The organism is Methanobacterium veterum, from assembly GCF_000745485.1.
GTDB classification, from domain to species: Archaea; Methanobacteriota; Methanobacteria; order Methanobacteriales; family Methanobacteriaceae; genus Methanobacterium_D; species Methanobacterium_D veterum.
This window is the reverse complement of record NZ_KN050693.1, coordinates 118,329-130,710: the sequence shown is the minus strand read 5'-3', so window position 1 is coordinate 130,710 and position 12,382 is coordinate 118,329. Positions and strand designations below refer to the sequence as shown.

12 protein-coding genes are annotated in these 12,382 nt (G+C 33.5%); 9 read left to right on the top strand and 3 right to left on the bottom strand.

The window, feature by feature from the left end; all coding sequences use genetic code 11:
• The first annotated feature begins 183 nt into the window (after positions 1 to 183).
• From EJ01_RS10835 to EJ01_RS10820, 4 genes are all read left to right on the top strand, one after another.
• Positions 184 to 516, top strand: coding sequence for a PRC-barrel domain-containing protein (locus EJ01_RS10835; RefSeq protein ID WP_048082962.1), 333 nt, complete (start codon positions 184 to 186; stop codon positions 514 to 516).
• A 10-nt stretch (positions 517 to 526) separates the two neighbouring features.
• Positions 527 to 1,291 carry an aspartate dehydrogenase gene (locus tag EJ01_RS10830; RefSeq protein WP_048082963.1) on the top strand — a complete coding sequence of 255 codons (765 nt, stop codon included), beginning with the start codon at positions 527 to 529 and terminating at the stop codon, positions 1,289 to 1,291.
• Positions 1,292 to 1,326: 35 nt separating this feature from the next.
• Positions 1,327 to 2,046 carry a tRNA(His) guanylyltransferase Thg1 family protein gene (locus EJ01_RS10825; protein WP_048082964.1) on the top strand — a complete coding sequence of 240 codons (720 nt, stop codon included), beginning with the start codon at positions 1,327 to 1,329 and terminating at the stop codon, positions 2,044 to 2,046.
• Between the two features lie 125 nt (positions 2,047 to 2,171).
• Positions 2,172 to 2,600, top strand: coding sequence for a Mov34/MPN/PAD-1 family protein (locus EJ01_RS10820; RefSeq protein ID WP_048082965.1), 429 nt, complete (start codon positions 2,172 to 2,174; stop codon positions 2,598 to 2,600).
• Between the two features lie 116 nt (positions 2,601 to 2,716).
• Here EJ01_RS10820 and serA read toward each other — a convergent pair whose 3' ends face one another.
• On the bottom strand, positions 2,717 to 4,288 hold the full coding sequence (serA, locus tag EJ01_RS10815; RefSeq protein ID WP_048083051.1) for a phosphoglycerate dehydrogenase: 1,572 nt from the start codon (positions 4,286 to 4,288) through the stop codon (positions 2,717 to 2,719).
• A 464-nt stretch (positions 4,289 to 4,752) separates the two neighbouring features.
• On the opposite strand from serA, the gene EJ01_RS10810 reads away from it, so the two are divergent.
• The 4 genes from EJ01_RS10810 to EJ01_RS10795 all read left to right on the top strand — a co-directional run bounded on the left by EJ01_RS10810 (position 4,753) and on the right by EJ01_RS10795 (position 9,237).
• Positions 4,753 to 6,243 (top strand): alpha,alpha-trehalose-phosphate synthase (UDP-forming), encoded by a 1,491-nt coding sequence (locus EJ01_RS10810; RefSeq protein WP_048082966.1) that lies wholly within the window; start codon positions 4,753 to 4,755, stop codon positions 6,241 to 6,243.
• 358 nt (positions 6,244 to 6,601) lie between these two features.
• Complete coding sequence (locus EJ01_RS10805) at positions 6,602 to 8,092, top strand: alpha,alpha-trehalose-phosphate synthase (UDP-forming) (protein ID WP_331275708.1); 1,491 nt, start codon at positions 6,602 to 6,604, stop codon at positions 8,090 to 8,092.
• A gap of 46 nt (positions 8,093 to 8,138) precedes the next feature.
• Positions 8,139 to 8,474: a heavy metal-binding domain-containing protein gene (locus EJ01_RS10800; protein ID WP_048082968.1), complete on the top strand. Its 336-nt coding sequence runs from the start codon at positions 8,139 to 8,141 to the stop codon at positions 8,472 to 8,474.
• Between the two features lie 13 nt (positions 8,475 to 8,487).
• Positions 8,488 to 9,237, top strand: coding sequence for an aldo-keto reductase family protein (locus EJ01_RS10795; protein WP_048082969.1), 750 nt, complete (start codon positions 8,488 to 8,490; stop codon positions 9,235 to 9,237).
• A gap of 294 nt (positions 9,238 to 9,531) precedes the next feature.
• Here EJ01_RS10795 and EJ01_RS10790 read toward each other — a convergent pair whose 3' ends face one another.
• The gene (locus tag EJ01_RS10790) at positions 9,532 to 10,473 is read right to left on the bottom strand and encodes a transcriptional regulator (RefSeq protein WP_048082970.1); all 942 of its coding nucleotides are present in this window, start codon (positions 10,471 to 10,473) and stop codon (positions 9,532 to 9,534) included.
• Between the two features lie 50 nt (positions 10,474 to 10,523).
• Between EJ01_RS10790 and EJ01_RS10785 the strand changes: the two genes are divergently transcribed.
• A complete protein-coding gene (locus tag EJ01_RS10785) occupies positions 10,524 to 11,774 on the top strand; it encodes a tRNA(Ile)(2)-agmatinylcytidine synthase (RefSeq protein ID WP_048082971.1) in 1,251 nt (416 codons plus the stop codon).
• An 18-nt stretch (positions 11,775 to 11,792) separates the two neighbouring features.
• On the opposite strand, the gene EJ01_RS10780 is transcribed toward EJ01_RS10785, so the two are convergent.
• The gene (locus EJ01_RS10780) at positions 11,793 to 12,239 is read right to left on the bottom strand and encodes a response regulator (protein ID WP_048082972.1); all 447 of its coding nucleotides are present in this window, start codon (positions 12,237 to 12,239) and stop codon (positions 11,793 to 11,795) included.
• Positions 12,240 to 12,382: the final 143 nt, after the last annotated feature.

Sequence of the window (12,382 nt, the reverse complement as noted above, 5' to 3'; positions counted from 1 at the left end):
ATGATTAAGTAATACTTATGTAATATTTTTAATCATAGTTTACATTGCGGATTCAAAATTCCATTAATACATTTAGGTATCCTGTTTTAAAACATTGGGCTAATTTTCGAAATATTTAAGTAGATAAATGATTCAAACCTTATTCAATAATCAGAATTATTTAACTAAATGTGGTGGTAACAAATGGTCGATTTATCTAGCCTGTATAATTTAGATGTATACACAACACGTGGAAAATACGTTGGAAGAGTTCAAGACGTGGTATTAAACATTAAAAAAGGAAGGGTATCAGTTCTTAAAACAAGAGTAATGGCACCAGATAAAGTAAAAAGTGTTGGAATAAGGGATGTTATTAAAACCAGCATGCGCTTTGTTCCAGAAGTAGACGAAGTAAGGCCTTTAAAAGAAGAAGGGAACATAGACATACAGTACGACAGAGTACAAGCTGTAGGAGATATTATTTTAATAAGCCCAGAAGTATCGACCACACCAGCAGCTGCAACCACATCAAAATAAGGGAAAATAAATGAAAGTTGGAATTATAGGATGCGGGGCCATAGCTAACATCATGACCAATTTTGCAGTTGAAGGTAAACTAGGCGTTGATTTAAAATTCTTTTATGATAAAGACATTGAAAGGGCAGAAAATTTAGCTCTTCAAGTTGATGGGACAGTCGTTCTTGAAATTGAGGATATGCTGGATAAAGTTGATCTGGTAATTGAAGCTGCTTCACCTCATGCCGTTGGAGAAGTTATCCCTCAAGTACTGGAAAGCGGGAAAAATGTTATTATAATGAGTGTTGGAGCTCTAATGGATTTTGAACTTAAAAATAGACTTGAAAAGATTGCAGCTTCAACAGGAGCTAAAATATATGCCCCTTCAGGCGCCATAGTGGGTTTAGATGGGATTAAAGCAGCTTCAATTGGAAAAATATCCAAAGCTTCGCTTATTACCAGAAAACCTCCAAGGTCACTTGGAATTAAAACAGATGGGGAAACTATTCTTTATGAAGGAAAAGCATCAGAAGCTGTTAAAGAATTCCCTACCAATATAAACGTAGCAGCAGCCCTGAGTATTGCCTGTGGAATAGATATTGATGTTAAAATAATAGCAGACCCCTCAGTTGATAGAAATATGCATGAAGTTCACGTTGTCGGAGACTCAGGTGAATTTACAACCATCACCAAAAATGTCAGGTGCTCCATGAACCCTAAAACAAGTGTTTTAGCTGCATATTCTGCAATTAAACTTCTTAGAAGATTAAATGAAAATATAATTGTAGGAACATAATTTTTTCCTATCTTATTTTTAGAAAATTTGATATTATGAGAGAATGTGAAATATTTTCAAGTTTGAAGGTTCCATGCGGATCCAAAATTGTTATAAGGATTGATGGAAGAACATTTTCTAAATTATCTCATGATTTAAAGTTTAAAAAACCTTATGATGACCAGTTTAAAGACATAATGGTTAAAACATGTGAAGATTTTTTTAAAGAATTCAGCCCTACACTTATTTACACCTTCTCTGATGAGATAAACATTTTATTATCTGAAATTCCATTTGGGGGAAGAATTGAAAAGCTGGACTCAGTTTTTGCCAGTTTTATTACAGGAAGCTTCACAAAAAACCTGTTAAAAACAGTTAAGAGGCCTATTTCATTTGATTCCAGAGTAATCCCACTTTCAAAAAAAGGCACTGTAACCTATTTTAAAGAAAGGCAGGACGAAGCCTGGAGAAACTGCATCAATGGATATGCCTACTGGACCTTAAGAAAGGAATATACTAAAAAAGAGACCATGGAAATTCTGATAAAGAAAAAAAGTAGCGGGCTCCATGATATCTTGTTTGAAAGAGGCATAAATCTAGCGGAACTTCCAGCATGGCAGAGAAGAGGTATCGGAATCTACAAAAAAGAAGAAATAATTGAAGGATATAACCCTGTTAAAGATGAAAAAGTAAAATCTGTGCGGAAAAAAATCTTTGTTGATAAAGATCTGCCTATATTTAATGCTGAATTTTTCAGCGAAAAGCTAATTTTATAGATATTTATAATGTATCTATCAATTTTTATGTTGCATAGAAATTTCAACTATAAATTATACAACAGATAGAAATGATTGTAATTTTGTTAAAAATAAATAATTTATAAAACTTTAAACCTGATAAAATGAAGCTGAATAATTTACTTGGGAAACTTCTTGGAACGTCTAAGTACCAGTTTGAAGAAATACATGTGGAAAGCGAAGTTATAGACGAAATAATGAACATTGCAAAGGAAGCATATCCTAACGAGTTCATGGCCCTTTTAGAGGGAAAAGTAGAGGAAAAAATACTTAAGATAACAGGTTTGGTATTTCTTCCAGTTGAAACTTCGCAGGAAGGTGCTGTAATGCAGGTATTCATGCAGCCTTTAACCACCAACTCCGTGGGATCTGTTCACAGCCATCCTGGCCCTAGTGCTAGCCCATCTGATGCAGATTTGAATTTTTTTGCATCAAAAGGATTTTTTCACATGATAATTGCAGAACCATATGATAGAGAAAGTATCAGGGCTTATGATTCCTTTGGCAATATAGCAGATTATAGGATAGTTTAAAAACAAATATTCATTCTGATTTTGTGGTTTGAAAATTAATTTAATCCAGCTTAAAAAATGAGAAAAAAAGAGAAATAAATAATTAATTATCTATTTTTTTTATTGTTGATGTAACTTTATAACTGAACGTATACAGCATCATAAACGTGTTCTAATGCCCTGATTTCATCAATTACATCTACTGGAACCTTTTGATCTACTGTTAAAACCATTACAGCTTCTTCGCTAGGTGCCTGCCTACCGACCTGCATTTTAGCAATGTTTATTCCGTGTTCTCCCAGTTTTGTTCCAATGGTACCAATACTTCCTGGGATATCTTTATATCTTGCTATTACCATTGTTCCTTCAGGTTTTACGTTGACCCAGTATTTGTCAATCCTTACAATCCTTGGCTCTCTTGTAGCATTACCTTCAATGCTTAGTTCGCCTTCATCGCTCTTAATTTCAATTTTTATAAGGCTTTTATATCCTTCTGCTTCGCTTCTTTTACTTTCTGTGATGACAATGCCCCTGTTTTTAGCAATGGTAGGTGCATTGATCATGTTTACAGGTTCAGTAAGTATGGAATTTAATGTTTCTTTTAAAATTGTCCTGCTTATTACGTCTACTCTTGGGAAGTCAGCTAGTTCTCCGCAGTAGGTTATATTAACTTCAGTTATGTTGCCTTTTGCAGCCTGAATTAAGAAATTAGCTAGTTTTTCAGAAAGTTTTAAATATGGTTTAATGGCGTGAAAGGTTTCTGGATCTAAAACCGGCATGTTTAAAACGTTTTTAGGTGCTTCACCAGTAAACACTTTCTTAACTTCGTTTGCAACGATTATTGCAGCATCTCTTTGTGCTTCTTTAGTTGATGCAGCGATGTGCGGAGTTACGACTATGTTATCAAGTGTTAAAAGAGGACTGTCTTTTGGAGGTTCTGTTTCGAACACATCAAGTCCGGCCCCACCAATTATGTTATTTTTAAGTGCTTCATAGAGGTCATCTTCGTTTATTATACCTCCCCTTGCACAGTTTACTATGAAAGCATTTTCTTTCATCATTTCAAATTCTTTTTTGGATATGAGATGTTTTGTCTCAGGGGTAAGTGGAACGTGTATTGTCATGACATCGGAATTTTTAAGTAAGTATTCAAGGTCTACAACTCTAACTCCTATTTCTGCTCCTGCTTCTTCAGTTACGTATGGGTCGTAAACAAGAATTTCCATTCCAAATGCCTTTGCCCTTATGGAAACCTGGGTTCCAATTCTTCCTAAGCCTATAATACCAAGGGTTTTACCATTCAGTTCTATACCCATGAATTTGCTTTTTTCCCATTTTCCTTCTTTTACGGACTTGTCTGCAATTGAAATTTTCCTTATAAGTGTCATTATAAGTCCCATTGTGTGTTCTGCAACAGTTATTGAAGTTGATTCTGGTGCATTAACTACCATTATTCCTTTTTCTGTAGCAGCAGCCATATCGACGTTGTCTACACCAACACCTGCTCTCGCTATAATTTTAAGCTTTTCTGCTGCTTCTATTACAGCACGAGTTACTTTAGTCCTGCTTCTAACAATAATAGCATCAAAATCTTTAATTTCTTCTATGAGCTCTTCTTGAGTAATGGAAGTGTTTACTACAACATCTGCCACATCTTCAAGCTCTTTAATTCCTTTTTCATTTATTTGATCAGCTATGATTACCTTCATTTTATCCATTATTTCACCAGCCGCATATCTATTTTAAATTTGCCATGATTTGTGCAAATGTAACTATAAGTCTCATATGAATTATGAATGAAAAAAGTTTAAAAATTTAATCGCTTATTAACTAAATAACATTCTTCACATGATCACAGCATGAGCCTAAACTAATAGAATCACTACTGTACAATATAGATAAATAAATTTAAACTATTGAGGATTTAATTTAATTATATCTATTGTTATAAGTTTTGTTGTTTATAATTTAAACTAATTAGTATAAGATTCAATAGAAATTAAGTAAAAGATTATCATTATTTAATAATGACATTTTTTTATAATTTCTATATTTTTAAAATCCTCTGTTTAAACTATTGTATCTCCTATTTCTATTTAAATAAAAATAAATTTAAATTTGTTGTTACATAATATTAATTAATATATAAAAATTATTAAATGAAGGGATGTAGATTACACAAAATGATACACACAGACAGATAGAAGAATTTTTAAAGGACAAAAATTTAATTGTCGCCTCAAACAGGGGACCTGTTGAATTTCATATTAAAGATGGTAAAACTGAGATGAAAAGAGGTGCAGGAGGACTTGTATCTACTTTAGTTCCATTTATGACCCGTGTTAAAGGAACATGGGTTGCAAGCGCCATGACCGATGGGGATCGGGAAATGGCAAAAAAGCATAAGAAGTGTTTAGTACCAATTCCAGAAGATAGCCTTGATTTTTGTGTTTTGTTCGTTGTTGTAGACCCAGAGATATATAAAGATTATTACAGCGTAATTAGCAACCCCCTCATCTGGTTTGTGCAGCATTACATGTGGAATACCCCATACATGCCAGAAATTGATGATAATATCCATAAAGCATGGCATGACAGTTATGTATATGTAAACCAGCAGTTTGCAGAAAGAATTATAGAAGAAGTAAAATTAAGTGAAAAAAAACCTTTGATCATGCTTCAAGATTACCATTTATACACCTGTCCTGGTTATATACGAGAAAAACTCGATGATATTTTTCTAAGCCATTTTATCCATATTCCATGGCCTCAATCCGAATATTTCAGCATTCTTCCAGAGTATATGCAGGAAGCCATTGTTAAGGGACTATTGTCTAATGATATTGTTGGATTTCATCTGGAAAAATACGCCAGGAATTTTCTATATACCTGTGAACCCTACGTAGATAAAGTAGATTACAAAACCAATACAATCTGGTATGAAGGGCGTAGAATTTTTGTAAAACATTATCCCATATCAGTTGATGATAAAAAACTCATAGAAAATGCAAAAAGCCCCGATGTAATAAAAAAAGAGGAAATAATTAAAAAAATCAAGGGAAATAATTTTTTACTGTATAGAACTGATAGAGCAGACCTAAGTAAAAATATAATCCGCGGATTTAAAGCTTATGAACTATTTTTACAGAAACATCCTGAATTTCATGGAAAAGTAGTATTTCTCTCAACTGGAATGCCTACAAGACAGCAGATAAAGGAATATTGTGATTATAGAGATGAATCTTACAGAATAATCGATTCAATAAATGAAAGGTATTCCAAAGATGGTTGGGTGCCAATTAAACAGATTTTTAAGGCAGATTATGGGCTTGTAACTGCGGCCTTTAAACATTATGATTGTTTACTTGTAAACCCCATTGTAGATGGTATGAATATCGTTGCCAAAGAAGGGCCAGTAGTAAATGAAAATAATGGCGTTTTAATAATGTCAAATGGTGCAGGCTCTTACGAAGAGCTTAAAGATTATTCTATCATTGTGAACGCTTATGATATCAGCCAAACAGCAGATGCAATTTATAGGGCCATTATGATGAGCAAACATGAACGACAAAGACTTATTGAAGGACTTAAAAAAACTGTCGGGGAAAGAAATGTTTATATCTGGATGCAGGAACAGTTTAACGATATTCGTAAGCTATTTTAAGTCATATATGCTCTAATTTTGTAGTAAATTCTTATTTTTAACTTATTGCTAATTTATCTGAAAATAATTATTTTAAGAGTAACACCATTTTAAGCTTGTATTTTAGCTGTAAATCTTCTTTTGAGTTCAAAAAATCAAAATAAATATAAATTCATTAAAACATATATTAATTAAGAAAGTTTTTTTAACACGCTCATGACTTGAAGGTGGTGCAGATTATTATGATAAAACTATATGAATTATATTGTAAATTGCACTTATTAGTACTCCAAATAGCTAAAATTACAATTTAATACAGGACAAAACTTATAAGTGTATTATAGATATGGGCGTTTAATAAAATTAATATCAGGAGGAAATTACCATTCCAGCTTTAGATGAATGCATAAATCGATTTCTTGAAGATAAAAATTTAATCATAGCATCTAACCGCAGCCCAGTAGAATTCTTTTATGAGGATAATGATGAAATAGGGATGAAAATAGGGGCCGGAGGAATAGTTCCCACTTTGCTCCCATTTATGGAAAAGAATGGAGGTACATGGGTTGCAAGCGCCATGACCGATGCAGATATGGAAATGGCAGGCAGATTCCCAGAAAATAAAATACCCATTCCACTGGAAGAACCCCGGTTAAATGTCCAATTAATTAGATTAGACAGAGAAAAATACAATGAATTTTATAATTCTTTCCATAACCCTTTTTTATGGTTTATATATCATTATCTGTGGAATTTAACATATACTCCAGAAATTGATGACAGTTTACATCATGCCTGGCAGAGCTATCAATATGTAAACCAGAGATTTGCAGAAAAAATAATTAAAGAAGTGAATTTATCAGATAAAGAACCTTTAATAATGCTTCAGGACACCCATCTGCAAACATGTCCAGCATATATCCGTGAAAAGTTTGATGATATTTTTTTGAGTCAGTTCATACATATTCCATGGCCTCATCCAGATTATTTTAATATATATCCCCGATACATTAGGAAATTCATTATAGAAGGGCTTTTATCTAATAATCACCTTGGTTTTCATACTAAAAAATATGTTAAGAATTTTCTTATGACATGTGAAAAATATGCAGATGAAGTAGACTTTAAAAATAATATAGTGCATTATAATGGCCGTGAGACATTTGTAAAGAACTATCCTATTTCTGTTGATACCAAAAAGCTAAATGAATTTGCAAAATCCGATGAGGTTTTAAAGCAGGAGCAGTATGTAAAAAAAATCAAGGGAAATAACTTTTTAATTTACAGAACTGAAAGAACTGATCCCAGTAAAAATATTATAAGGGGTTTTAAAGCATATGATCTTTTCTTCCAGAAGCACCCCGAATTTAAAGGCAAAGTCACATTTTTCATAACTGGGGTGACAACCAGAGAGAATGTGAAAGAATACAGGGACTATAAAACTAATGTAAATAATATAATCACTGAAATCAATGCAAAATATTCTAAAGATGGGTGGAAACCTATAGTTCCTCATTTTGATGCTGAATATTCACTTGTAACTGCCGCATTTAAAAACTATGACTGCCTTTTAATAAATTCAATTAATGATGGAATGAACATCGTCCCTAAAGAAGGGAGCATTGTAAATGAAAATGATGGTATTTTAATAATATCTGAAACCACAGGAGCTTACGATGAACTTAAAGAAAATGCAATTAATATAAATGCACTTGATATTACAGAAACAGCGGATGCCATTTATAAAGCCGTTGCAATGAAACATGACCAACGTAAAAAGCGTTTAAATGGACTTAAAAATACTATCTGTCACTATGATGTATATAGATGGATGGGAGAACAGTTCAACGATATTCAAAAACTATTTTAAGCACATAATAAATAGTTAGTTCACTGTTAGAGGGAGGCAAAATAATATGGATGTAAATGAATTCATTGTGGTAAGTTCAAACCACGTACCTGGATACAAAGCTGTTGAAACTCACGGTTTTGTATATGGACTGACTGTAAGAAGTAGGGGTCTTGGCGGACAAATAGGTGCAGGACTGCGTTCCATGTTTGGTGGGGAAATAAAAGAATATGTTAAAATGATGGAAGATACAAGAGATGAAGCTTTACATAGAATGGTACGTCACGCGCGATCAATGGGAGCTAATGCTGTAATAAGCGTGCGTTTTGATTCAAATGACATCTCAGACGTGATGCAGGAAATTTTAGCCTATGGAACTGCAGTAACAGTAGAAAAGGAGTAAATTTGGGATAAAAATGTTTGAGGGAACTATTACAATCAACAACAGGGAAATACCAAGAACTCTTCTTGGGACTTCTCCTTTTATAGGGGCAGCTCATTTTGGGCATAGATCTAGACTTTACCAGTTAGACCTTTATGACAAACCAGAAAACATACTTAAAATACTTAAGAAATCACATGAACTTGGAATTACTGGTATTCAGCTTATACCTTATGAACCTGTAGTAAAAGCCCTTAACTGGGCCGTGGATGAAGGTTATGATTTTAATATTGTTGGAACTGTAAGACAGGACTGTGAAAATGAAGATATAGAACTTCTATCCCAGCTTGGAGCAAGTGCTATGATTCTTCATGATGCAGCCGCCGATAGTTTGAATTACGATTTTTTAGCTGAAAAACTTGAAGATATACAGCAAACAGGGGCTGTTCCAGGGATTACAACACGCAAGCCTTTCAATACAACAAAAAATCTTTTAGAATCACCCATATTGGACTTATTTGATATTTATATGGTCCCTGTAAATAAACTAGGATATCTAATGGATACTGACGCTTTTATTGCCAAAGAACGTGGCGAATTTAGAGATATAATTGTTAAATTAAATAAAACAATCATTGCAATGCAGACTATGGCTGCTGGAATACTTACTCCTGACGATGCTTTTGACTTCTTGAAAACACTGGATTATGTTGATTTAATGACTGTGGGAATTGCATCTGAAAGGGAAGCTGAAGAAACCTTTGGTTTGCTTAAAAACAAGTAGCCAATAAAATTTTATTTTTTGGTTTGAATTTATTTGTGGATAAAATTGATTTCTTTTTAAAAAAATATGAAAAATAATTGAACCCTTTTTCTCCGAGCTCAAAATTCATTTTTGAGCGAGGCAAATTTCAATTGCTTCGGAATATCTATAGATTTAAATAAAAAAATTAAAATAAGGATTTTATGAATTAAAAAATAATTAAATAGTGAATTCGTTTTGATTCTCGATCTCCGCAGCGAAAAACAAAGTTTTTCGCTAGGATTTTTTGATAAAAAATTTTCTAGGAAAATTTTTTTAGTTACATTCTTCTTTCCGTTCTCTGATGATTTTCAAGAATTCCCCGCGGCTTTCCATTTCACTCATTTCCCAACTGTGAACAGCCGGGACACCTTCAATACAACTTAAAGGTTTTTTATTCTTTAAAATGAATACTGCATCCGTCCCAGTTACACCTGCAAGGTCTTTAACATTTACCGCCATTTTTTCCAGGATCTTCTGGTTCCTGTTTTTTTCCATATTTGTTATCATGGCGATCTTTTCTTTTAATTGAGGGTCGCTGGTTGTGAGTGCATCGAAAGGAGTTTTGCTGGTTGGAATAATTCCAAAGCCTAATTTAATTAATTCTTTTGGTGTTTTTTCAGTGATGACCTCTTTTTCAGCTTCCGGAACTTTAAAGAGATCGACTGAAAGTGTAATTTTCATGTTTAAAATAGTTTCAAGAGTTATCACAGTTTCAGGGGATGCCCTAACCTGTCCACGTTCATATTTATATATAGTTTCACGTGAAACATGGGCTTTATCTGCTAGTTCTTTGAGGGAAAGGTTTTCTCTTTCTCTAGCTTCTTTAACAGCGTCACCATCTATCTGAACGAAGTATCCCCCACGGTCTGCAAACACTTCAGGATAAATTTCTTCTGTAATCATATTCCGCAGGGTTTCAGGAGCAATTACAGGTATTCCATGTCTTTCATAGACAACGTCCTCTTCCAAATATTCATATTTGGATTTTACCCCTACAACTAGAGGAGATGCTAGAAAAGTGCTTGCTAACTTCTTTATTTCTTCTGCCTGCTGCCCTGTAAAAGAATCTATATTGATTAAAACTTTAAGTAATAGCAACAACAATCTTTTTCGAGCGACCATATCAAAACAACTTCTATCATATATGTGAGAAGTTTCAAAATTATGGTTTGCCAAAAGTTCGTTTATTTCTCTTAAGATATGATCCCTTTGCATTTTGATCACCGAATTAGATCTATGTAATTGTATATTGTCAGGTGAATTTTATGTATATTGGTATAGATGATACAGACTCCAAAGATGGAATGTGCACCACTTTTATATGTAGTGTTATAATTGAGGAACTTAAATATTTTGGTTTCAACATCATTGGCTATCCTCGTTTAATACGTTTAAATCCGTTTGCCATGTTTAGAACACGTGGAAATGGAGGCTTATCATTCAGATTAAATGTGGAATCAGAAGAAGATATTAAAAAGGTTAAAGAAATAGTTTTAAAAAATGTAGAAGAACTCTCAGAACTCGGTGATGAAAGAACCAATCCGGGTGTTGTATTTTACCAGGGCGAAATTACAGATGAGCTTAAATCTTATTCTATGAGAGTCATAAGGAATATAATATCTATTGAAGAAGCTGAAGAATTTGCAAATAAAATAGGGGCTGAGTTCTTCAAATTTAAAAAAGGCAGAGGCATAATTGGCGCTCTTGCGGCTATAGGATGCCCTGATACTGATAAAACCTATGAATTACTTGCATATAGAGTGCCTCAAAATTATGGAAAAGAAAGGCGGATCGATCATGAATCTGTATTCGAGATGAATAAAGCAACTTACCCCGAGACTTTCGATAATTTAGATATTGACAACTGCTATGTTGCAATTGAACCTCATACCCCCTGTCCTATTTTATATGGAATACGCGGCGAAAGCCCAGATGCAGTCTTAAATGCAGGTAAAATGGTAAAAGTTTATGAAGAAATTGCAGAAGCCAGAGTATTTGAAACAAACCAGCACACAGATATGCATCTTATACAAACCCATAAAATTTCAGACATGGAGAAGCTCAAATGCTACATCGTAAAAGGAAATGTCAAAGACTTCCCTTACACTAGAGAAGGAGGTCATGTTATATTCACTTTAGAAGATGCGTCTGGTGAAATTCCATGTGCTGCCTATGAGCCCACCAAAGAGTTTAGAGATATTGTAAGGGAATTAGCCCCTGGCGATAAAGTAAGAGTATACGGAGGAATTGGAGAGAAAGGAACATTGAACATAGAAAAGTTCGAGATTCTAGAACTTGCAAAGATCTATGAATCTAAAAACCCCCTGTGTGAATGTGGAAAACGTATGAAATCTGCAGGAAATGGAAAAGGTTATAAATGCCCTAAATGCGGTACAAAATTAAGGGCTGATACTAAAGACACCATTGAAGTAAAAAGGAATATTAAAAAAGGATTCTACGAAGTACCTCCTTCTGCAAGGAGACATTTAAGTAAACCACTTGTAAGAATGGTATAATTCATTTTTACCATATTTTTAAATTTCCATTTCACCAGGCAGCTTTGCCCAGTTAATCCAGAAATCTCCAAGAGAGTCAGAGAACTTGATAAATGAATCATAATCACTTGGTTTGACGATGAACGCATTTGCATGGTAATGATATGCACACAGCATGTCTCTTTCATTTCGAGACGCTGAAATGATTATCACTGGAATTAATTTGAGATGATCATTTGTTTTAACTTTTTTTAAAACATCAAAACCTCCAGTTGGAGGTATATTGATATCAAGTAATATTATATCCGGTTTAGGGACATTAGTATATTTTTCCTGACGATTTAAGAAATTATTGGCATCACTGCTATTTTTAACTGAATAAAATTCATTTTGAAAGTTTGATTCTTTAAATGCTTCTTTAAAGAGGCGAATATCTGCCGGATTATCCTCAACTAATAATATTTTAGTAAATTCAATATCTGACATACCATCACTTTCTCAGTTTATTTAAGTTACAGAACAATATACGAACATCATATCAACTTATTATTCTTAAGTTGACCGGGGTGTCATAATCAAATTAATTCAATCATCTACTGTCCGCATTCTGGCTTAATATTTGTATTTTA

Coding starts and splice junctions, on each gene's coding strand:
- EJ01_RS10795 (WP_048082969.1), top strand. CDS start 8,488: ATGTTTGAGGGAACTATTACAATCAACAACAGGGAAATACCAAGAACT.
- EJ01_RS10820 (WP_048082965.1), top strand. CDS start 2,172: ATGAAGCTGAATAATTTACTTGGGAAACTTCTTGGAACGTCTAAGTAC.
- EJ01_RS10830 (WP_048082963.1), top strand. CDS start 527: ATGAAAGTTGGAATTATAGGATGCGGGGCCATAGCTAACATCATGACC.
- EJ01_RS10800 (WP_048082968.1), top strand. CDS start 8,139: ATGGATGTAAATGAATTCATTGTGGTAAGTTCAAACCACGTACCTGGA.
- EJ01_RS10835 (WP_048082962.1), top strand. CDS start 184: ATGGTCGATTTATCTAGCCTGTATAATTTAGATGTATACACAACACGT.
- EJ01_RS10790 (WP_048082970.1), bottom strand. CDS start 10,473: ATGCAAAGGGATCATATCTTAAGAGAAATAAACGAACTTTTGGCAAAC.
- EJ01_RS10785 (WP_048082971.1), top strand. CDS start 10,524: ATGTATATTGGTATAGATGATACAGACTCCAAAGATGGAATGTGCACC.
- serA (WP_048083051.1), bottom strand. CDS start 4,288: ATGAAGGTAATCATAGCTGATCAAATAAATGAAAAAGGAATTAAAGAG.
- EJ01_RS10825 (WP_048082964.1), top strand. CDS start 1,327: ATGAGAGAATGTGAAATATTTTCAAGTTTGAAGGTTCCATGCGGATCC.
- EJ01_RS10780 (WP_048082972.1), bottom strand. CDS start 12,239: ATGTCAGATATTGAATTTACTAAAATATTATTAGTTGAGGATAATCCG.